The sequence below is a fragment of the Bradyrhizobium sp. CCGB01 genome (genome assembly GCF_024199795.1).
Taxonomy (GTDB): Bacteria; Pseudomonadota; Alphaproteobacteria; order Rhizobiales; family Xanthobacteraceae; genus Bradyrhizobium.
The window spans coordinates 4,169,860-4,190,008 of sequence record NZ_JANADK010000001.1 but is presented as its reverse complement, the minus strand read 5'-3'; the positions used below and the strand labels follow the sequence as shown (position 1 = coordinate 4,190,008).

19 protein-coding genes and 1 pseudogene are annotated in these 20,149 nt (G+C 62.8%); 13 read left to right on the top strand and 7 right to left on the bottom strand.

Features of this window, described 5'->3' with window-relative positions; genetic code table 11:
* Positions 1–127: 127 nt before the first annotated feature.
* The 4 genes from NLM25_RS19075 to NLM25_RS19060 all read left to right on the top strand — a co-directional run bounded on the left by NLM25_RS19075 (position 128) and on the right by NLM25_RS19060 (position 3,378).
* Positions 128–547: a RidA family protein gene (locus NLM25_RS19075; RefSeq protein ID WP_254118386.1), complete on the top strand. Its 420-nt coding sequence runs from the start codon at positions 128–130 to the stop codon at positions 545–547.
* Positions 548–676: 129 nt separating this feature from the next.
* Positions 677–1,327: a glutathione S-transferase family protein gene (locus NLM25_RS19070; protein ID WP_254137962.1), complete on the top strand. Its 651-nt coding sequence runs from the start codon at positions 677–679 to the stop codon at positions 1,325–1,327.
* Positions 1,328–1,475: 148 nt separating this feature from the next.
* Complete coding sequence (locus tag NLM25_RS19065) at positions 1,476–2,636, top strand: acyl-CoA dehydrogenase family protein (protein WP_254137961.1); 1,161 nt, start codon at positions 1,476–1,478, stop codon at positions 2,634–2,636.
* A 355-nt stretch (positions 2,637–2,991) separates the two neighbouring features.
* Positions 2,992–3,378, top strand: a complete 387-nt coding sequence (locus NLM25_RS19060) for a PilZ domain-containing protein (protein WP_254137960.1) — start codon at positions 2,992–2,994, stop codon at positions 3,376–3,378.
* Between the two features lie 70 nt (positions 3,379–3,448).
* On the opposite strand, the gene NLM25_RS19055 is transcribed toward NLM25_RS19060, so the two are convergent.
* Positions 3,449–4,492: a medium chain dehydrogenase/reductase family protein gene (locus tag NLM25_RS19055; protein WP_254137959.1), complete on the bottom strand. Its 1,044-nt coding sequence runs from the start codon at positions 4,490–4,492 to the stop codon at positions 3,449–3,451.
* Positions 4,493–4,662: 170 nt separating this feature from the next.
* On the opposite strand from NLM25_RS19055, the gene NLM25_RS19050 reads away from it, so the two are divergent.
* Complete coding sequence (locus tag NLM25_RS19050; protein ID WP_245473470.1) at positions 4,663–4,974, top strand: hypothetical protein; 312 nt, start codon at positions 4,663–4,665, stop codon at positions 4,972–4,974.
* A gap of 390 nt (positions 4,975–5,364) precedes the next feature.
* Here the strand turns inward: NLM25_RS19050 and NLM25_RS19045 are convergent, their stop codons facing one another.
* A complete protein-coding gene (locus NLM25_RS19045) occupies positions 5,365–6,357 on the bottom strand; it encodes an AraC family transcriptional regulator (protein WP_254137958.1) in 993 nt (330 codons plus the stop codon).
* An 804-nt stretch (positions 6,358–7,161) separates the two neighbouring features.
* Here NLM25_RS19045 and NLM25_RS19040 point away from each other — a divergent pair.
* Positions 7,162–8,337, top strand: a complete 1,176-nt coding sequence (locus tag NLM25_RS19040) for an OpgC family protein (protein WP_254141215.1) — start codon at positions 7,162–7,164, stop codon at positions 8,335–8,337.
* A gap of 498 nt (positions 8,338–8,835) precedes the next feature.
* On the top strand, positions 8,836–9,009 hold the full coding sequence (locus tag NLM25_RS19035; protein ID WP_254141375.1) for a hypothetical protein: 174 nt from the start codon (positions 8,836–8,838) through the stop codon (positions 9,007–9,009).
* Positions 9,010–9,583: 574 nt separating this feature from the next.
* Here the strand turns inward: NLM25_RS19035 and NLM25_RS19030 are convergent.
* From NLM25_RS19030 to NLM25_RS19015, 4 genes are all read right to left on the bottom strand, one after another.
* Positions 9,584–9,934 (bottom strand): hypothetical protein, encoded by a 351-nt coding sequence (locus NLM25_RS19030; RefSeq protein ID WP_254137957.1) that lies wholly within the window; start codon positions 9,932–9,934, stop codon positions 9,584–9,586.
* Positions 9,935–10,294: 360 nt separating this feature from the next.
* The gene (locus tag NLM25_RS19025; protein WP_254118378.1) at positions 10,295–11,386 is read right to left on the bottom strand and encodes a TRAP transporter substrate-binding protein; all 1,092 of its coding nucleotides are present in this window, start codon (positions 11,384–11,386) and stop codon (positions 10,295–10,297) included.
* Positions 11,387–11,578: 192 nt separating this feature from the next.
* Complete coding sequence (locus NLM25_RS19020) at positions 11,579–12,715, bottom strand: Mrp/NBP35 family ATP-binding protein (RefSeq protein ID WP_254137956.1); 1,137 nt, start codon at positions 12,713–12,715, stop codon at positions 11,579–11,581.
* Between the two features lie 84 nt (positions 12,716–12,799).
* A complete protein-coding gene (locus tag NLM25_RS19015) occupies positions 12,800–13,237 on the bottom strand; it encodes a VOC family protein (protein WP_254137955.1) in 438 nt (145 codons plus the stop codon).
* 165 nt (positions 13,238–13,402) lie between these two features.
* Between NLM25_RS19015 and NLM25_RS19010 the strand changes: the two are divergent.
* The 6 genes and pseudogenes from NLM25_RS19010 to NLM25_RS18985 form a co-directional block, all read left to right on the top strand.
* Positions 13,403–14,299, top strand: a pseudogene (locus tag NLM25_RS19010) (NAD(P)-dependent oxidoreductase); the annotation flags it as partial.
* Between the two features lie 22 nt (positions 14,300–14,321).
* Positions 14,322–15,599, top strand: coding sequence for a sodium:proton antiporter NhaD (gene nhaD, locus NLM25_RS19005; protein WP_254137954.1), 1,278 nt, complete (start codon positions 14,322–14,324; stop codon positions 15,597–15,599).
* 137 nt (positions 15,600–15,736) lie between these two features.
* On the top strand, positions 15,737–17,332 hold the full coding sequence (locus NLM25_RS19000; protein ID WP_254118374.1) for a HAMP domain-containing sensor histidine kinase: 1,596 nt from the start codon (positions 15,737–15,739) through the stop codon (positions 17,330–17,332).
* A gap of 44 nt (positions 17,333–17,376) precedes the next feature.
* Complete coding sequence (locus tag NLM25_RS18995) at positions 17,377–17,580, top strand: DUF1289 domain-containing protein (protein WP_254137953.1); 204 nt, start codon at positions 17,377–17,379, stop codon at positions 17,578–17,580.
* Between the two features lie 28 nt (positions 17,581–17,608).
* Entirely contained in the window at positions 17,609–18,163 is a 555-nt protein-coding gene (locus NLM25_RS18990; RefSeq protein ID WP_254137952.1) for a TIGR02281 family clan AA aspartic protease, read from the top strand.
* 186 nt (positions 18,164–18,349) lie between these two features.
* Positions 18,350–19,018: an outer membrane protein gene (locus NLM25_RS18985; protein ID WP_254137951.1), complete on the top strand. Its 669-nt coding sequence runs from the start codon at positions 18,350–18,352 to the stop codon at positions 19,016–19,018.
* A gap of 53 nt (positions 19,019–19,071) precedes the next feature.
* On the opposite strand, the gene dusA is transcribed toward NLM25_RS18985, so the two are convergent.
* On the bottom strand, positions 19,072–20,067 hold the full coding sequence (gene dusA, locus NLM25_RS18980) for a tRNA dihydrouridine(20/20a) synthase DusA (protein ID WP_256570712.1): 996 nt from the start codon (positions 20,065–20,067) through the stop codon (positions 19,072–19,074).
* Between the last annotated feature and the right edge of the window lie 82 nt (positions 20,068–20,149).

Below are 20,149 nucleotides of genomic sequence, written 5' to 3'. Positions count from 1 at the left end.
CACAGTGACCAGGTTCGTGCGGCATCGCAATACGTGGCGAAGAGCAACAAGCCGATTTTCCCCTCGCCGGCGTTCTGGTCTAATGGTGGTGGCGCCGCTAACTGGCGCTCTGGCCAAGGGAGCCTTCATGAGCCGATCGGTGCATGTTCCTGTCGGAATCTTCGACAGCTCGCGCTACGGTTTCGCGCAAGTTGCTACTGTCCCCACACCGTTCGGCGACGTCGTGTATGTGTCCGGCCAGGTTGCTTGGGACACAGATCAGAACGTCATTGGCACTGGCGACATCGGTCGCCAACTCAGCAAGAGCCTCGAAAACCTTGGCATTGCACTGGCGTCGGTTGGTGGGAAACTTGATCAGGTCGGTGCGCTGCGGCTCTACATCAAGCAGAGTCACATGCACGAAGGCAAAGCCATCAGCGCCGCTCTCAAGGCGGTGTTCGGTGATAATCCGCCGTGTACAACCTGGATTGGAGTGCCAAACCTCGCCAAGGACGAGTTCCTCATCGAGGTGGAGCCCTCTGCCGTTTTCATTGCGCGAAACGGCTGATGGCAGCTCAGGGTCATTTTCGACCAGGACGCGGCCTCATCAAGGCGCAGCCATTGCCTGATTGACGCGAGTTTCTTCCTACGTCCGCCCTCCCGGCGGAAAGCGAAAATCTCCATTGAGGTCTACCCCATGCTCACCGTTTACGGTCGTAAATCGTCGTTCAACCTCCAGAAGGTTATGTGGCTGGTCGGTGAGCTGGGCGTCGCGCACAAGCATGTCGAACTCGGAGGCTCGTTCGGGGGCCTCGACGCGCCTGAATTCCTGGCCATGAATCCGCATGGCCGCGTTCCGGTGATTGATGACTCCGGCATCATCGTCTGGGAGTCGCACGCCATCCTGCGGTATCTTGCGGCCAAATACGCTTCCGAAACCTCGTTCTGGCCGACGAATCCGGCTGAGCGCGCGAAGGCGGATCAATGGATGGACTGGTCGCAGACCGCGTTGCAGCCGGCATTCCTGGTTGGCGTATTTTGGGGCTGGTACAGGACGCCCGAAGCGCAGCGCAATCTGACTGCGGTGGACAAAGCTCGGGAACAAACCAGCCGCCATCTGAAGCACGTCGACCATCAGTTGAAAGGAAGGTCTTTCATGCTGGGAGACCACCTGTCACTCGCCGATATTCCGATAGGGACCCATCTTTATCGCTACCTCAATCTTGACCTTCCGCGCCCGAACTTGCCGAACGTTGAGCGCTGGTATGAGCGGCTGCAATCGAGGTCCGCCTATCGCGAGCATGTGTGCGTACCATTCGACGAACTCTACGGCCGGCTTGATTTTTGATTTCCACGTCACGGTACGCGCATGTGGGCCGCTGTTGGCTCCTGGCAGATGCGCCAGTGCAGATGTTGCTCAAATCCGGCCCACCCGTCTATAGGTGATCGAAAGCCAGCATCCCGCCGCGACGGGGTCGACCGGAGTCCTCGTAATCATGTCCCATCAAGACGACAGCCTTGCCGCGAAGATCGAGGCGTTCATCCGCACTGAGGTCATTCCCTACGAGAAAGATCCGCGGACAGGTCCACACGGCCCGAGCGACGAGCTCGTGCAGGAGCTGCGCGCCAAGGCGCGCAAGGCCGGCGTCCTGACGCCGCATATTCTCCCCGATGGATCTCATCTCACCCAACGCGAGACCGCAAAGGCCCTGATCAAGTCCGGCCTCTCGCCGCTTGGACCACTGGCGTGCAACACCATGGCGCCGGATGAAGGCAATATGTATCTGCTAGGCAAGGTCGGAAGCCGCGAGCAGAAAGCGCGCTTCCTCGAGCCGCTCGTGTCGGGCAAGGCGCGCTCGGCGTTCTTCATGACCGAACCTGCGGATGCGGGCGGAGCCGGATCTGATCCGTCGATGATGCAGACGACGTGCCGTCTGGACGGCAATCACTGGGTCATCAACGGGCGCAAGAAGTTCATCACCGGAGCCGAGGGCGCGAAGGTCGGGATCGTCATGGCGAAGTCGGACGACGGCGCGTGCATGTTCCTCATCGACCTGCCCAATCCCGCGATCCGCACGCTGCGCGTGCTTGATACGATCGACAGTTCGATGCCCGGCGGACATGCCGAGATCGACATCGAAAATCTTCGCGTGCCTGCCGACCAGATGCTCGGCGCGTCCGGCGAGGGTTTCAAATATGCCCAGATTCGGCTGAGCCCCGCACGCCTGTCGCACTGCATGCGCTGGCTGGGCCTTGCGATCCGCGCCAACGAAATTGCCACCGATTACGCCTGCCGCCGCCAGGCGTTCGGAAAGCCGCTGGTCGATCACGAAGGCGTCGGCTTCATGCTGGCGGAGAACCTGATCGATCTCCAGCAATCGGAGCTGATGATCGACTGGTGCGCTGGCGTGCTCGACACCGGCTCGCTCGGGACCAGCGAAAGCTCCATGGCGAAGGTCGCCGTGTCGGAAGCGCTGATGCGCGTCGCCGATCGCTGCGTCCAGGTGATGGGCGGCACCGGGGTCTCGACGGAAACGATCGTCGAGCAAGCCTTCCGCGAGATCCGCGCATTCCGGATCTACGACGGGCCGACCGAAGTTCACAAATGGTCTCTGGCCAAGAAGATCAAGCGCGACTGGAAGGCAGGGCAACACTGACCGGCGCGTGGTGCACGTAGGATGGGTAGAGCGCAGCGAAACCCATCGCGGTCGCCGCGATCATCAATGCGCGCTGGATCATCCCGGGACCAGATGATGGGTTTCGCTGCGCTCTACCCATCCTACGGTCTACTACTGAAGCGTCCGGAATTAGACGCCCGCCACCGAGACGAGGTTCAAGAGCATCCCCATGGTGGTCCAACAAACCCGGCGATAAGACAAGCGCCCGAATTAACCACCAACTCCGATCCAATTTTAATAAGACAACAACACTGCTTGTTCGCGTGAGCCGCGCAGATCAACGTGCAGGCATTTGCCGTTTTCCGGACGTCGGCGGGACCGGGAAACTGACTTCGTGAAGTGGATCGCATTGGAAGTCACCTCTTCATTGGAGCATCTCGCCATGATGGAACGTCGTGCGATGAAGCGCATCCCGATCAACCGGGCGGCGCGGCTGTCATTTGGTGAAATGAGTGGGACCCATCCGTGTGTGGTGCGCGATATCAGCGCCCTGGGGGCGTGCATCTCCACGCCGTACTACATATTTGCCAGCGAATTCGTGCTGTCGTTCGACGGCCATGCCGGATTCTTCATCTGCCGCGTCGCGTGGAGGAAGGAGACGCTTTGCGGCGTATGCTTCCTCCTGCGTCGCCGCTCGCCGAAATTGGCGAACGATTCCAGCACCCCCTCCAACGTGGTGCGACTGGATCGCCAGATCGTGTGCTGCCGCCGGCATCCTTAGCTTGGAGACGTCGGCATAACTCCTTGCGTGCGCTGACGAGGCGATCGAACAGGGCTGGCCACTTCGCGCGTCAGGCAGCGCGCCGGCTGCCTCGCAAGGAGAGATCCGGGCAAAGCACGAGCTTGCCTTCAAGACCGCCAGCCTCGAGGCGACGGTGGGCATCGGCAACCTCCTCGAAGGAAATTCGCTCGGCGATGCGCGGCCGGATGGCACCGGTTGCCAGAAGCCCGAACAGGTGCTCCAAGTCCTCCTTGAACCAGGTGGGATGTCGCGCCCGCATGGCATTTACCGAGTAAAAGCGGGCTCGCTTGCCGCCGGGCAACAGTCTCCACAGGTAGAGACGCGCGATCTCCATCAAGATAGGGAGCATTCGACGCTGTGCCTGCACGCTCGCCGAAAAGCCGATGGCACAGAGCAGGCCACCTGGCTTGAGCGCCGCGTACGAGCGGCGATAGCCGTCTTCGCCAACGCCGTCGACGATGACGTCGAACCCACCCGGCACAAACCGCGTAAAGTCCTCGTGCTGGTAGTCGATCGGCGTTGCCCCGAGGTCCTGGACGAGTTCCATGTGCTCGCGGCGTACAGTGCCCCACAGCTTGAGACCGGCCAGTCTCCCGAGCACGAGCAGCGCCTGGCCGACTGCGCCGGCAGCCCCGTGCACGAGCACATGTTGCCCTCGCCGGACGTTGGCCGCGCGGTGCAGAAGCTGATGCGCGGTCGTCCAACTCAAGATCAGCGCAGCCGCCTCGGCCGGGTCGACGTCCACCGGCACACGGGCCACGTTGTTTGCCCGAAGCGTGCGATAGTCGGCGTTCGACCCAACCACTGTCATATCGGCCACGCGGTCGCCAATCCGAAACTCGTGCACGCCTTCGCCGAGTTGATCAATTGCCCCCACTACGTCGTAACCCATTACGAACGGCGGCCGGAGGCGCATTGTTTGCGGATATAGATGGCGCCTGATCAACACCTCAGTGTAGTTGAGGCTCGACGCGAGTACGCGAACGCGCACCTCGCCCGGGCCGGCGGTCGGCAGGTGAGCCTCGATAACCTCCAGTCTCTCCGGATCCCCGAAGCGGCTGACCTGAACAACTCGATTGCGCTGCTCCATCATGGCCAGCTCCATGCAGTGCCGTCATTCAGCGCAAGGACGGGCAGAATGCCGCCAGGCTGAAGAAATGGAGTTGATCCAGATCAAGCTTGAGGCTGCGCTCTTTGGAATTCTCCTCCAGCCAAATGATCAGAACAGTTGTTTGGCGCCATCATTGCTTATTGGAGGGGAAAATGCCTGCAGTCATTATGCAGTTCGTTTCGCATCCAAGACCCGGTAGCGATCTTGCGACCGTCTTGCAGCTGGCAAAGGACGGCGCGTCACTTTGGAGGAAACACGGGGCCGATGTCAGCTATTGGTCGGTGATCGGCGGCGAGATCGGGAATTACGCCTTCGTCGCTCGCTTCGATAGCGTAGAAGCTTATGGGCGCACCTTGGCATCACTGGGTGCCGATCCAGCGTTCGTTGAATTTCAAGCCAAGCGGCTGAAGGCTGGGCAATCGGATTGGGTACGCTCCAACGTTGCCGTCCAAGTCGATCTTTGACGGAGCGCCTTCTCTGTCAAATGCGAGACCGCCCTCGGGCGGTCTCTTGCTACGCGGCCGATGTCGACCGTTGGCCCGTAGGCGAAGTCCAGACAGGCTCTCGCGTGGTCCGATTTGTGGGGCAGAGCGAAAGCGACTCGTCCAGCCACGCGCTGCACGAACAGGCGGTATCCGTCCTGCTTGATCGGGACACTCCGGGGGCGTTAAGGCCCTCGCCTCGCGTCTTCCTAATGCTCGCACTATGTCTGTTGCTGGCCCGCGGCTGACCTTCGCTCAGAGCACCGCGACGTCCGCTTCCGGGAGGCGAGCCGATCAGGGTCATGCCAGCTGCCGAGGGCGGCCTTTGACCCGAAGCGGACATTCGGTAGCAACATCTCGCGTGTAGGCCGATCAAGGGCATATGGCTCGGCCGCGATCCCTGCCGATGTAGCGAACCCCACGCGGCGAATCGCCGAAGCGAGCTCGGAACAGGCGATTGAAATGCGAAACGTCCGAGAAGCCCACCTCCAGGGCGATATCGGAAATCAGTTGCGCGCCGGCGCGTGCCTCGGTCAGCAATTTGAGCGCAAGTTGCAGACGCAGCTCATTCACGTGCCCGGTGAATGACGATCCTGACAGCGCCATCAAGCGCTGCAGATAGCGAGGTGAAATGCCCTGGCAACGAGCGACCGTCTCGACGCTGAGCCCGGGCTCCTGAAAGTGTGTCGCGATGTAGTCGAGGACGGCATTGTGGCGCGCGGCCACGACCGCACTCGCATCGCTCTCGCCCAAGGGAGCGCACTCGCCGACTGCGAGCGCTACGAGATCACAGGTGTGAGCCATGACGACTTCACGCAGCTTCGGAGCGGCCAGAGCCCCCTCCTTGAAGGCCGACTTGAGATAGGCCATGAGGAGACGAAGCGGTTCATTTCGCTGAGGGATCGGCCGCATAGCGAGGCTCTCGATGTCCGCCACGCGCTGCGCAAGCGCCTCGCGGGGCACGGCTAGACCGAACAGCACTCCGTCGACATAGGTGACGGTGGCGGGCTCCGAATGCAGAATCGAGACTGCGCCGCCGGCGCGAAGCTCGATGTCGCGGCCCCGCTGCGTCAGCTGACTTTTGCCGGGCGAGGAGACGATCAGGCCGATCGAGTCGTCACCGTCGGCAATGCTCGTCCGCAAGCGCTGAAAGCGCATTGGCGAGCCTTTCAGTGCGAGCCTGCGCAAACCGCGGATCGCTTGCAGCGTTGCGTCGACTTGAAACGGAATGCTCGCAATCGGCTCGACATCGACGTGGACTATCCCCCGCACAAAGCTCTCGCGCCACAGTGGAAGTCGCATCCGCTCCGGATGTTCACGCGTCGAAAATCGATGCGATACGAAGTCGCCTGCGTCCGTAGACATGGGGACCTCCAGCCTTGATAAGACCTTGGGTTCAATTGCAGCGACAGGCCAGCCTTCGGTATCCGTACTTTGCAATTTGCGCACCGACCGCCCCTTGAGGTACGCAGGCCTCCAAGAAGCTACATCACTTGTCTGCTAGTCTCGTTCACCTGTGATTGATGCTGATGTGAACTGGCTCACGTGGCGACCAGAAAAATGCGACAATCTTTGATTGCGAATATCGCGTGCAAATATCTCCCTTAAGAGGAGATGATTGTGACGGCTCTATTTCAAATTGCTGCCATCGGATCCAATTTGGAAATCCCTGGCAGGGTGCGAGACCAAGTCCAACCTTACAACGCTGCTCGCAACTGCTCGGGCTCATCGATCCGCGAGCAGAAATTCTGCAGCACGAGACTATCCTCTACCGATTTCCTGTCGTGCCTTGATCGTCGCATCACCATTAAGGTCCGTCGGACGCAAATTACGTCCCGGCACTGCTCCTTTTCAGCCGCTGGGTGAAATGGTCGAAATCTGTCACATGGGAGGTCAACCGTGGTGATCAGGAAGGAATTCGATCATGTCCGCCATAGTCGACATGCTTTATCGCGAATACTGCCGCGCTCGTCTCACCGAAATGCGAAAGCAACTTTTGATACGGGGCGTGGACGACATAACCTTGCAAGTGCCTTGGGAGGACGATGATCCTGCCGACCCTGGCGCTCAGAGGAGCAGTTGGGCGACCAAGGAGCCCCCATCATCCATCGGGTAGCTGGCGCGCGCTATCGACCCCATGAGCGCGAGCGCACGCAGACAGGCCGGCAGATGGATGATCGAACTCACACCTCGACGCGATTGCTCGGCGAAACTCCGCCGGAGTTCAAAGCCGCTGGCCGCGATCTGCGTATCGACATCTGTCGCGGGATCGCGTTATGGTGGATCTTTCTCGATCACGTTCCCAATAACATCGGGAGCTGGCTGACACCGCGCAACTACGGCTTCTGCGATGCCGCCGAGATCTTCATGTTCCTCTCGGGCGTGACCTGCGCACTCGCCTACGGCAGGGCACGGGAGCGCGAGGGCTGGAGCGGCATGATCGGCCGTTCGCTGCGGCGAGGATGGGACATCTATGCGGCGTTTCTGCTGCTCACGCTCGCTTGCGTCGTCCTCGTCTACCTTGCGGGCAGCGATGACCTCGCCGACGAGAGCAATACGCGAATTCTGCTCGAGCATCCGGGCGCCACGCTTGCGCACGCCGCAATCCTGCAATACCGGCCCGTCAATACCGACGTCTTGCCGGTTTTTGTGATTTTTCACGTGCTGTTCCCGCCGCTGCTATGGCTGCTGCTGCGAGCGCCGAACGTTACGCTGGGAGCGTCCGTGTTGCTGTACGCGCTCGTGCACGTCTTCGGTTGGAGTGTGCCAGCCTGGCCGAGTGGCGTCTGGTTCTTTAATCCGCTGGCTTGGCAGCTTCTGATCGTGCTGGGCGCATGGTGCGTCGTTGAGGGAGGGAAATTCCGGCCATGGATGATGTCGCGCCCGGCGCTTGTTCTTGCCGTTCTTTATCTGGTTTTCGGTCTGGTCCTTGCACGGAGTTGGAGCTTCGAGCCGCTGGTACCGCAAACTTTGAAGGATCTGGTGTTTCCATTGGATAAATCGAATCTCAGTCCGATACGGCTGCTGCATTTTGTGGCTCTTGCAATTGTGGTGCTGCGATCCATTCCTCAGAATTGGGGAGCGCTATCAACGCCGGCGCTGATCTGCGCAAGGTGGTGTGGCGAGAATTCGCTGCCGATCTATTGTCTCGGCGTCCTTCTGGCGCTCGCTAGCCACCTTACGCTGCTCGACCTCTCCGAGCGGCTTGCGATGCAGATCGTGGTCAGTTTTGCAGGAGTCCTGATGATGATCGTCACCGCGCGGCTACTGAACGCGATCAGCCTCAAGCGCGAGCGGAAGTCAGGGTGGACGCAGTCGATCGAGAAAGTTCCGCCGGTTCGCTAACTGTAGGCTAAACTGGTAGATTGCATGGAGCACGGCGAACGGCTCTTGGCCCCAAGCCGACAACAAGTTGCCCGGACTGGAAATTCCGTGATCCGAAGCACATATCGTGGCGATGGTGACAATTGTGCAATGCACTTGCGGTGCTGAGTACAGACGCACCGAAGAGAAGTTCTTAGTGCCGCATACAGGTGACGCGGTCTGCGCAATCTGCGGAGCTGCTCTGGAATCGTGGGAGGAAAGCACCCGCGTTCCCAGTTACGAACTTATTGAACGTCCGAAGACGAAGACGGAGTGACAGAAGGAAGCGGATTTCAGGTGAAACCGCTCTAAAGCAGCGAACCGGCGGGAGGTCGCCTATTGGGCCCGATCCGACGAACTCGCTTACCTCCAGGTGGTCTGACAGAGACAACCGAACTTCGTCCGCGCCGGCCGCCAATTCCGTGTCTGCCCCGCAAAAAAGGGGTAAAGTGCTCCAGGGTCACCTCCGAGGAGCACAACATGACCCTACGCTCTGAGCTAGTTCCTGCGATCGACCGGCGTGCCTTCGCGATCATGGGCAACCCGATGCCGCCCCGGGATCCTGATGACTACGAAGAGGACGACGACGAAGACGAACAAGAGGACAAAACCGACGACGAACCGCCGGTCGTGCGCGAGCCGGACGAAGACTAAGCAGGGTGCTTACATAGTCTGAGCTTTCGGAGAGCGTGATCCTCAGCCTGCGTGCGGCGCGCTGGTGCGTCCGGCGGCTTTCAAGGTCGATCTAATTCCGAGAGAGCAGACAGACGCTGAATGGACCACGGGTCTCGGCGCGGTAACCTCTCGACGTTCGCGGGAGGAGGAGGCGAGCATGACCCTCATATGGCTTGGTGTGCTCCTTGTTTTCGGCGGCTTGCTCCAAATGGCGTTTCAGCCCATCTGGCGAGGCCGACTCAGTGGTGGAAGGCGGCTTCGCTCCGGGCGGGACACGCTGGAGCCTGAAAGACCGGGTGGCGGCTTCAGCATCAAATCGAACTGGCCTGGACTTGTGATGGTCGCGCTAGGCGGCGCTTTCTTGCTGGCCGGAGCTGCCATCTGAGTTGAAACGAATGTCTCAGGCGTTGCCCGTTATCTGGCCAGGCTAATGTGCAAGAGCCATGTCTCCTGCTGGCCCGCGGCCGACCTTCGCTCAGAGCACCGAGACGTCTGCTTCCGGGGGGGCGAGCCGACGAAGATCATGCAGGCTGCCGAGGGCGGCCTTGTGACCCTAACCTGACTCGGTACGGTGCTCCTGAAAGGCAGCTCTGAGTTCAGCCAGCTCGTCGTTTGTTGCTCCTAGCTCTGCGTCGGCCCGATTTGTCTGCAAGTCCATATAGGCGATTGGCTGATCGAACTGGCTTGCCGTGAAGTCATACCGCCGCCCCTCGATCCGATTGTAGAAATGGTCGCCGGCCGGCAGCGGCGTCTTCAACAGCTCACCGCCGAAGAGTTCATGAACGAGCAGCGAGGTGACGTTGCATTGCCCTGCCGCCGGATTGTTCGCGGTCCATTTGCTGGCCGTCGACAACGACCAGGCCTTGCGCAGCGCGCTCTGAACCTCGTCCGGATCGAAGCTCATCGTCGCCTCCGGGCTGGCATCGATTTCGGATTATTCGATGATCCCATTTTGCCCGTGTTTTGCCCGACGAGTCAAACGGGCATCCCGTTCATCGTCGGAAGGGGGCGGAAGGCGCAACCCGTCACCCGGCCTCAAATCCGCATTTCAGCCTTGATTTCACGACGATTGCCGCTTCGTGCTGATTTGCCTTGGCGCGCCAGACTGTTGACCGCTTCCACAGGGCATTGTCCCCGCACCGCCCGTCTACTGTGCATGGGGTTGTTTTCCATATTTTTGCTTTGGCGCCCGCTTCTGGGCAAAGAAAAAGCCCGGCCTCGCGAACGAGACCGGGCCCTGTCGTCTTGCGAATTCTTGCGAAGATCAGCCGCGGGTGCGCGAGCGGATCATGAAGCTGTCGTAGGTGTATTCGGCGACCTGCCACCACAGATATTCGTCGGAGCGGTAGGCCTGCATGGCGTCGATCGACTTCTTGAAGTCGGCGTTCTTGGCCGAGATCTCGCCCCACAGCTCGTTGGTCGACTTGAGGCAGGCTTCCAGCACTTCGTTGGTGAAGGGGCGAAGCTGGGTGCCGCCGGCGACCAGACGCTTCAGCGCCGCCGGGTTCTGCATGTCGTAGCGCGCGGCCATCCAGCTGTTGGCGTTGGCCATCGCGTTGGTGAGGATCGCCTGGTAGTTCTTCGGCAGCGAATTCCACTTGTCGAGGTTGGTGAAGGCGTGGACGGTCGGACCGCCTTCCCAGAAGCCCGGATAGTAGTAGTACTTCGCAACCTTGGCGAAGCCGAGCTTCTCGTCATCGTAGGGGCCGACCCACTCGGCCGCGTCGATGGTGCCCTTCTCCAGCGCCGGATAGATGTCGCCGCCGGCGAGCTGCTGCGGCACGACGCCGACCTTCTGGAGCACCTGGCCGGCGATGCCGCCGATGCGCATCTTCAGGCCGGAAAGATCGGCAACGGTCTTGATCTCCTTGCGGAACCAGCCGCCCATCTGGGTACCGGTGTTGCCGCAGGGCTGGCCGATCACGTTCGACTTCTTGAAGAACTCGTTGCCGAGCTCCATGCCGCCGCCCTGGTACCACCAGGAGTTCTGCTGGCGCGCGTTGAGGCCGAACGGCACCGAGGCGTAGATCGCCCAGGTCGGGTCCTTGCCGACATAGTAATAGGAGACGGTGTGGCACATCTCGACGGTGCCGTTCGAGGTCGCGTCGAGCGCCTGGAGACCCGGGACGATTTCACCGGCGGCGAACACCTGGATCTGGAATTTGTTGTCGGTCATTTCGGCGACGTACTTCGCCACCTGCTCGCCGCCGCCATAGATGGTGTCGAGCGACTTCGGGAAGCTCGACGTCATGCGCCACTTGATCTCGGGCGAGGACTGCGCGATCGCCGGCGAGGCCACCGCGGCGGTCGCCGCCGCGCCTGCTGCCGACACTTTCAGGAAATCACGACGCTTCATCTTCAGGTCTCTCCTTGCTGGGGCGTTTCCCCTAACTTCCTCTTTGCCGCCGCTCATTCCGGCGACGCGTTTGGCCCGCGTCGAACCGAAGGGGCTTGACTGCCGTGGGCCTTTAACACGGACGGCCCCGTTTCGGAACGCGACATTGGCATGACGGGGCTCTACGAAAGTCGCATGTCCCCAGAAGACCGCTCAGGCCGCGGCGATGACGCCCTTGAGCTGGTCCCGGACCTGCCCCGCAATGGCGCGATAGATCGCCGCATGAGGGCCGTCCGGCTCGCTGTCAACCACGGGATTACCGGCGTCCGAGGTGGCGCGAATCGCCATGTGCAGGGGGATCTCGCCCAGGAATGGCACCCCGAGCTTGTCGGCCTCGTGTCGCGCGCCGCCATGGCCGAAAATGTCCGATTTCGTGCCGCACTGCGGGCACTGGAAATAGCTCATGTTCTCGACGATGCCGAGGACGGGCACGTTGACCTTCCTGAACATCGCAAGCCCCCGTCGCGCGTCGATCAGGGACAGGTCCTGCGGGGTCGAGACGATGACGGCGCCCTTCAGCGGCACGTTCTGCGCCAGCGTGAGCTGGGCATCGCCGGTGCCCGGCGGCATGTCGACCACGAGCACGTCGAGGCTTCCCCATTCGACGTCGCGCAGCATCTGCGTCACCGCCGACATCACCATGGGACCGCGCCAGATCATCGCGGTCTCCTCCTCCACCAGGAAGCCGATCGACATGATGGCGAGGCCGAAGCGCCGGAGCGGAATCATCTTGCGCTCGTTGTTCAGCTCCGGCTTGTCGCGCAGGCCGGTCAGACGCGGCACCGAGGGGCCGTAGATGTCGGCATCGAGCAGCCCGACCTTGAGGCCGAGGTCACGCAGGCCGAGCGCCAGGTTGAGCGCGGTGGTCGACTTGCCGACGCCGCCCTTGCCGGAGGCGACCGCGATCACGGCGGCAACGCCTGGAATCTCCGACTGCCGGGCCATCGGCGATTGACCGCCCTGCGGAGGCTTGTGCGCATGGACCGGCTGTACGCCCGGCGTGCCACGGCTCGGCTGCGGGGGTGGCGGCGGCGCGGCGCCCGCCTTGCGCTCGGCGGTCAGCGCCACCATCACGGTGGTGACGCCGGGAATGGCGCGCACCGCGGCCTCGGCCTCGGCCCGGACGGATTCCCAGGCCCGCGCCTCGGCGGCATCGACGTTGATCGAGAAGAACACCTTGCCGTCGGCCGCGCTGATCGCGCTCAGCACATTGGCATTGGTGAGCGCGACCCCGCGGGGTGACTTGATCCTGGCGAGGCTGTCGAGAACCTGTTGCTGCGTCACGCTCAAAGCGCATCTCCCAAACGGAGCATGATCCACAAGACCATGCCCAAGGCTTCAGGATGCCCCATTAGAGCGGAAACGGCCAAAAGGCTACTGCCTGCCGATATCGCCGGCCGTCTCGGCGGGGGCTACCCCCTGCTCCATGGCCGCCTCGTAATTCAGCTCGATCATGACCCCGTTGGGGTCGTGGACGAAGATCTGCCAGAGGTCGCCGCCGGGCACCTGGCGGGAGTCGAATTTCATGCCCTTGGACGTCAGCCGCTGCTTCATACCGTCAAAACCGCGGCTGACGAAGGCGACGTGGTGGACCACGCCGGAATCCGGCTTTTGCGGCTCTGAGGTCGGAGAAATATCGACGAGGTGCACCACCGGCTTGCCCTCGCTGTACATCCACGCCCCCGGGAAGGCGAAATTGGGCCGGGCGCCTTTTTCCAGGCCCAGCACGTCCTCGTAGAAGCGGACCGTCTCGGCCAGATTCCGGGTCCGGATGTTGAAATGATCGAGGACGCCCACGCTCACGCCGCCCATGCTTTCGCTCCCTTGTTTTGAAGTCCTTGAGGTCCGCCATCCTAGCACAGGAGGCCGCCAAACGAAGCCGTTGCCCTCCGGCCGCAAGGGTTTATGGTGCGCCCGGCCCGCCCTCGGGCGGAACTCAGGACCTCGGCTGGCGCCCCCCCGCCCGGCTGCAACCGTAAAACTCAAGCTACGGACACACACATGGCTAAAGTCGCTTTCCTCGGTCTCGGCGTGATGGGCTTCCCCATGGCCGGACACCTCGTGAAAAAAGGGGGCCATGAGGTCACCGTCTACAACCGCACCGCGGCCAAGGCGAAGGAGTGGGCGGACAAGTTCGGCGGCAAGACCGCGGCGACCCCGAAGGCCGCGGCAGAAGGCCAGGATTTCGTGATGTGCTGCGTCGGCAACGACAACGACCTGCGCGCGGTCACGATCGGCCCCGACGGCGCGTTCGCCGGCATGAAGAAGGGCGCGACCTTCGTCGACCACACCACCGCCTCCGCCGAGGTCGCGCGCGAGCTCGACGCGGCCGCCACCAAGGCCGGCTTCAAGTTCATCGATGCACCGGTGTCCGGCGGCCAGGCCGGCGCCGAGAACGGCGTGCTGACCGTGATGTGCGGCGGCGCGCAGGACGCTTATTCCGGCGCCGAGCCGATCATCACAGGCGCCTATGCGCGGATGTGCAAACTGCTCGGGCCCGCCGGTTCCGGCCAGCTGACCAAAATGGTCAACCAGATCTGCATCGCCGGCCTGGTGCAAGGCCTCTCCGAGGGCATCCACTTCGCCAAGAAGAGCGGCCTCGACGTCGCCGCCGTGATCGAGACCATCTCCAAGGGCGCTGCGCAGTCCTGGCAGATGGAGAACCGCTACAAGACCATGAACGAGGACAAGTACGATTTCGGCTTCGCGGTCGAATGGATGCGCAAGGACCTCTCGATCTCGCTGGCCGAAGCCCGCCGCAACGGCGCCAATCTGCCGGTCACCGCGCTGGTCGACCAGTTCTACGCCGAGGTCGAGAAGATGGGCGGCAAGCGCTGGGATACGTCGAGCCTGCTCGCGCGCCTGAATCGCTGACACCAGACGAACTGCCCCTGCCTTGCTGATCGCGATCGCCGTCATCTTCGTCCTGGCCTATGCGGCGATCGCGCTCGAGCATCCGCTCGGGGTCAACAAGAGCGCGTCCGCGCTGCTAGGCGCGGGCCTGCTCTGGACCATCTACGCCATCGCGACGGGCGACCATGCGCTGGTCGGCCGTCAGCTCGACGAATCCGTCGCCTCCACCGCCCAGATCGTGTTCTTCCTGATCGGCGCGATGACCATCGTCGAGGTCATCGACGCCCATGACGGTTTCGAGGTCATCACCTCACGCATCGGCACGACGAGCCAGGTCCGCCTGATATGGCTGATCGGCTTCGTGACCTTCTTCCTCAGCGCGATCCTCGACAATCTGACCACCACCATCGTGATGGTCTCGCTGATCCAGCGGCTGATCGCCAGGCGCGACGACCGCCTGCTGTTTGCCTCCCTCATCGTCATCGCGGCGAATGCCGGCGGTGCATGGACCGTGATCGGCGACGTCACCACGACGATGCTGTGGATCGGCGGGCAGATCTCGCCCTTGAAAATCATGGGCTCGGTGTTCCTGCCCGCGCTGGTCAATTTGCTGCTGCCGCTGGCGTTCATCAGCCTGGCGCTGCGCGGCAAGGCCATTGCGGCGCCGTCCAAGGACGGCGGATTGCATGGCGTCGATCCGTTCGAGCGGAATGTGATGTTCTATCTTGGGCTCGGCGTGCTGATCGCGGTGCCGGCCTTCAAGACGTTTACCCATCTGCCGCCCTTCATGGGCGTCCTGCTCGGGCTCGGCATCGTCTGGCTGGTCGGCGAGATCGTCCATCGCGGCAAGGACGAGCATGTTCGCCAACCGCTCACGCTCGCGCACGCGCTGACCCGGATCGACATGGGCTCGATCGTGTTCTTCGTCGGCATCCTGCTCGCGGTCGCGTGCCTCGACCATGCCGGCCTGCTCTCCATGCTGGCGAAATGGCTGGACGCCACCTTCGGACGCCAGGACATCATCGTCGTCGTGCTCGGCCTCCTCAGTGCCGTCATCGACAACGTGCCCCTGGTCGCCGCGACCATGGGCATGTACGACCTCGCGCATTACCCGACCGACAGCTTCCTCTGGGAGTTCATCGCCTATTGCGCCGGCACCGGCGGCTCGATCCTGATCATCGGCTCGGCCGCGGGCGTCGCCGCCATGGGGCTCGAGCGGATCGAGTTCCTCTGGTACGCCCGCCGCATCGCCATCCCCGCGCTCGCGGGCTATCTGGCGGGCGCGGTGGTTTACGTCGCGCAGCACGCGGCGCTGCACTGAGCGGTCCTGCGCGCGCTCAAAATTAACGCCGGGTTAACGTAATTCTTTAGCTCCTTAAGTCACCTCTTAAGGATTTCTTGCCAGAGATAGACAATGCAGAAGGCCCGTCTCGCGCGGGCAGGAATTGTTGTTGTTCGATGAGTAAACCCGCTGAAAAGCCAGAGGTCGTACAGCTTCCGGCCGAGCCGGTAAGCGCTCCATCGGCGAGCAGCCGACGGGCTGCGGCGCAGCGGGTGCGCGAGGCCCGCGACAAGTTAACGTCGACCAGCGGAACCCGGCCGGCTTTCGACGCCGAGATGCTGCGCCAATATGCCCAGACGCGGCTGTCGGCCTCCTATGTCGTGATGCTGCTGGTGGTTGCCACCGGCGTGCTGTTCGGGCTGTGGATGCAGCCGATCCCCGCCGCGGCCTGGACCGCCGGCATGCTCTGCATCCACGCCGCGATGATCCGCAGCTGCCACCGTTTCCTGGCTGAGGCCTCCTCGCCCGCGGCAACGCGCGCCTGGCGGACGCGCTTCGTCGTGCTCGACCTGCTCTATGGCCTGTGCTGGATGGCGATCCTGATCCATCCCGTGCTCGACATGGTCACGGAAACGCTGATGATGTTCCTGATGCTGCTGGTGATCGCAGTGTCGAGCATGCTGGCCGCGAATTTGCCGATCGCAGCGCTTGCCGCCACGGCGCCGGTTGCAGTGGCAATGGCGCTGAGCTTTGCGGTGACCGGCGCGCTCGACAATTACATCCTGGCCGCGCTCGCGCTGGCGGCCGAAGGCTATTTCGTGCTGCTGGCGCACCGCCTGCACTCCTCGACCTTCGCCACGCTCGAGGCGCGCGCCGAGAAGGACGCGCTGATCGGCGAGCTCGAACAGGCCAAGGCGATCTCGGACGAAGCGCGCCACCGCGCCGAATCCGCCAACGTCGCAAAATCGCGCTTCCTCGCGCAGATGAGCCACGAGCTGCGCACGCCGCTGAACGCGATCCTCGGCTTCTCCGAGGTGATGAAGAGCGAAATTTTCGGCGCGCATGCGGTGCCGGTCTACAAGGAGTACTCGGCGGACATCCATAATTCCGGCGTGCACCTGCTCAACCTCATCAACGAGATCCTCGATCTGTCGCGGATCGAGGCCGGCCGCTACGAGCTCAACGAGGAAGCGGTGTCGCTGGTCGGCATCGTCGCCGACTGCCATCATCTGATGAAGCTGCGCGCCTCGAGCCGCGGCATCACCATCCACGAGGTGTTCGAGCAGGCCATGCCGCGGCTGTGGGCCGACGAGCGGGCGATCCGCCAGGTCGTGCTCAACCTGCTCTCCAACTCGATCAAGTTCACCCCGCAAGGCGGCGAGATCTGGCTCAAGGCCGGCTGGACCGCCTCGGGCGGACAATATCTCTCGGTGCGGGATTCCGGCTCCGGCATTCCCGAGGACGAGATCCCGGTCGTGCTCGCCTCGTTCGGCCAGGGTTCCAACTCGATCAAGTCAGCCGAACAGGGTGCAGGCCTCGGCCTTCCCATCGCCAAGAACCTGATCGACCTGCACGGCGGCACGTTCACGCTGAAATCGAAGCTGCGCATCGGCACCGAGGTGATCGTCACCTTCCCGCCGGAGCGCGTGATGAGCGCGCTGGCGCCGATGTCGGACGATTCTCCGCCGCTCCAGCCGGAGAGTTCCGCGGTGCCCGACGAGAAGCGCCGGCCGCGCCACAAGCCGATCATGAGCGCGGGTACGGGCTCGTAACGAGATGCTTGCAGACATGCCCGACGATCCCCCACTATGTCCACATGAGCAAAGATACGCCGTGCGTCGCCGTCTGCATGATCGATCCCAAGACCAGGCTGTGCTTCGGCTGCGGCCGGACCTTGCCGGAGATCGCGCGCTGGCACGCCATGGAGAGCGCGGAACGGCTCGCGGTGATGGCGCTGTTGCCGGCACGCATGGCGGACGCCGGGCTCGCGCCGATCGCGGGATCGCCGAAGCGCGCCTGATCGGCCTGCGTGCCTTCGGAGGCGCGCGATGATCCGCTTCCTGCTCGTTCTGATCATGCTCGCCGGCACGGCCGGTGCCGTCGTCGCCTATGGCGATCCCGACCAGATCGCGCGCGCAAGCAACAAGGTCTCGCACATGTTTCGCGCGAAGACGGCTTCCCCGGCCCCAGCCGTGCAGATCCAACGCGGCCAGGGCGGCGAATTCGCGCTACGTGCGAAGATCAACGGTGTGGCTGCACCGATGGTGATCGACACCGGTGCGACCTCCGTGGTGCTGACCTGGGAAACCGCGAAAGCGATCGGGCTGCCGCTCGAGATGCTCGAATATGACGTCGATCTCGAAACCGCCGGCGGCCACACCAAGGCGGCGCGCCTCACGCTCGACCGTCTCTCCGTCGGCCACCTCGTCGAGAAATCGGTGCCCGCCCTCGTTGTGCAGCGCGGGCAGATGAAGACCAACCTGCTCGGCATGAGCTTCCTCGACCGCCTGGAGAGCTGGGGCGTGCGCGCCGACAAGCTGATGCTCACCGGCTATCCGGAGCTTCTGAGCAACCACCGCCGTTCGCGCACCGCGGTCGACTAGACCGTTCACGACAGCCGCAATTCCTCCTGGCCCAGTGACGTCAGGCCGTGCGCCGCAAAAGCGCGCGGGTGTGTCATTTGCGCCATTTACAAACCGCCCAGTCGGTTTATAAGAAGTCCATTCCCGGATCTGGGTTGGACGAGTGCTGCTCCCCCGAGGATGCGGCCAAGAGGGAGATTGATCACCATGACTGCAAGAGCCGCCTTACGCCGCACGATGCGCGCGCTGCCCCTTGTAACGGCGTTCGCCGCAGGCAGCGCCTGTGCTGCGGACCTGTCACCGCGCTATGCGGCGCCCTCCTCCACCTATACGGCGCCGCAGCCGGTGTATTCGTGGACGGGTCTCTATGCCGGCTTCAACGCCGGCTATGCCGAGAGCGGCGACGACGCCTTCAACAATCTCGTCGGCACGAGCGGCGGCAAGGTCAAGGGAGCCGTCGGCGGCGTGCAGATCGGCTACAATTACCAGATCTCCCCGATGTTCGTGGTCGGCATCGAGAACGACTTCGAAGGCGGAGACATCAAGAACCACGACGCGCTCAACAGCGCCGCAGTCAGCCTGCCCTGGTACATGACCGGCCGCGCCCGCGCCGGCATCGCGACGATGGATTCACGCCTGCTGTTCTTCGGGACCGCGGGTCTGGCCGCCGGCGAATTGAAGGACGGCGCGATCAACAAGATGAAGATGGGCTGGACCGCGGGCGGCGGCGTCGAATGGGCGTTCCTGCCGAAATGGTCGGCCAAGGCCGAGTATCTCTACACCGAATTCAAGCATGACGATCTGCCGGACTGGAACGCCGCCAAATTCCACACCTTCCGCGTCGGCGTGAATTATCACTTCGATCTGCTCCGCTGAACCAGGTCGACGAAGAGCCGGATGTCACGATCCGGCTCTTCACGTGCTTGCGGCTAGGCCGCAGCCTCCGCCGGAGCGCGCGCACCGACACGCGCGATGGCATCGCGCAGCACGTCCACGCCGGCGCCCGGCTTCACCCCCTGCTCGGCAAGATGGCGGCGGAAGGCGCGCGCGCCGGGCACGGCGTGGAATGCGCCGACGAAATGCCGCGTGATGGCGTGAAGCCGCGTGCCCCGCGCAAGCTGCTGCTCGATATACGGCATCATCGCCTCGAACGCGTCCTGCATGGTCGCATGCGGCGCCGCCTCGCCGAAGATGTCCTGATCGACGGAGAGCAGCCGCCACGGCTCCTGATAGGCGGCGCGGCCGAGCATCACGCCGTCGACGTGCTCAAGATGGGCTTTCGCCTCGTCAATGCCCGGGATGCCGCCGTTGATGATGACTGGCACGTCAGGCATCGCGCGCTTGAGGCGATAGACGCGATCATAGTCGAGCGGCGGGATGTCGCGGTTCTCTTTCGGCGACAGACCGTTCAGCCAGGCTTTCCGGGCATGCACGATCAGCGCGTCGCAGCCGGACGCAACCACTCCACGCGCAAGCTTATCGAGCGCGATTTCCGGATCCTGGTCATCGATGCCGATGCGACATTTCACCGTGACCGGAACGGCGACCGCGCGCTTCATCGCATCGACGCCCCTCGCCACGAGCTCCGGCTCCGCCATCAGACACGCGCCGAAGCGCCCATCCTTCACGCGGTCGGACGGGCAGCCGACATTGAGGTTGATCTCGTCGTAGCCGAACTCCTCGCCGATCCGCGCGGCCAGCGCGAGTTCGCGCGGATCCGACCCGCCAAGCTGAAGCGCCACCGGATGCTCAACCGCGTCGAACCCAAGCAGCCGCTCCCGGTCGCCATGAATGACGGCGCCAGTGGTCAACATCTCCGTATAGAGCAGCGCCCGCCGCGTCAGGTGACGATGGAACACCCGGCAATGCCGGTCGGTCCAGTCCATCATCGGCGCCACAGAAAAGCGATAGTCTTGCGATTTCAATTATTTACCCTACAGTCTCAATAGGATGAAGCAGGAACGTGTGCACTTCAAACTAGCCGAAATTGCACACGTTTGTACCCGT

Coding starts and splice junctions, on each gene's coding strand:
- NLM25_RS19075 (WP_254118386.1), top strand. CDS start 128: ATGAGCCGATCGGTGCATGTTCCTGTCGGAATCTTCGACAGCTCGCGC.
- NLM25_RS19070 (WP_254137962.1), top strand. CDS start 677: ATGCTCACCGTTTACGGTCGTAAATCGTCGTTCAACCTCCAGAAGGTT.
- NLM25_RS19065 (WP_254137961.1), top strand. CDS start 1,476: ATGTCCCATCAAGACGACAGCCTTGCCGCGAAGATCGAGGCGTTCATC.
- NLM25_RS19055 (WP_254137959.1), bottom strand. CDS start 4,492: ATGATGGAGCAGCGCAATCGAGTTGTTCAGGTCAGCCGCTTCGGGGAT.
- NLM25_RS19050 (WP_245473470.1), top strand. CDS start 4,663: ATGCCTGCAGTCATTATGCAGTTCGTTTCGCATCCAAGACCCGGTAGC.
- NLM25_RS19045 (WP_254137958.1), bottom strand. CDS start 6,357: ATGTCTACGGACGCAGGCGACTTCGTATCGCATCGATTTTCGACGCGT.
- NLM25_RS19040 (WP_254141215.1), top strand. CDS start 7,162: ATGGATGATCGAACTCACACCTCGACGCGATTGCTCGGCGAAACTCCG.
- NLM25_RS19035 (WP_254141375.1), top strand. CDS start 8,836: ATGACCCTACGCTCTGAGCTAGTTCCTGCGATCGACCGGCGTGCCTTC.
- NLM25_RS19030 (WP_254137957.1), bottom strand. CDS start 9,934: ATGAGCTTCGATCCGGACGAGGTTCAGAGCGCGCTGCGCAAGGCCTGG.
- NLM25_RS19025 (WP_254118378.1), bottom strand. CDS start 11,386: ATGAAGCGTCGTGATTTCCTGAAAGTGTCGGCAGCAGGCGCGGCGGCG.
- NLM25_RS19015 (WP_254137955.1), bottom strand. CDS start 13,237: ATGGGCGGCGTGAGCGTGGGCGTCCTCGATCATTTCAACATCCGGACC.
- NLM25_RS19000 (WP_254118374.1), top strand. CDS start 15,737: ATGAGTAAACCCGCTGAAAAGCCAGAGGTCGTACAGCTTCCGGCCGAG.
- NLM25_RS18995 (WP_254137953.1), top strand. CDS start 17,377: ATGAGCAAAGATACGCCGTGCGTCGCCGTCTGCATGATCGATCCCAAG.
- NLM25_RS18990 (WP_254137952.1), top strand. CDS start 17,609: ATGATCCGCTTCCTGCTCGTTCTGATCATGCTCGCCGGCACGGCCGGT.
- NLM25_RS18985 (WP_254137951.1), top strand. CDS start 18,350: ATGACTGCAAGAGCCGCCTTACGCCGCACGATGCGCGCGCTGCCCCTT.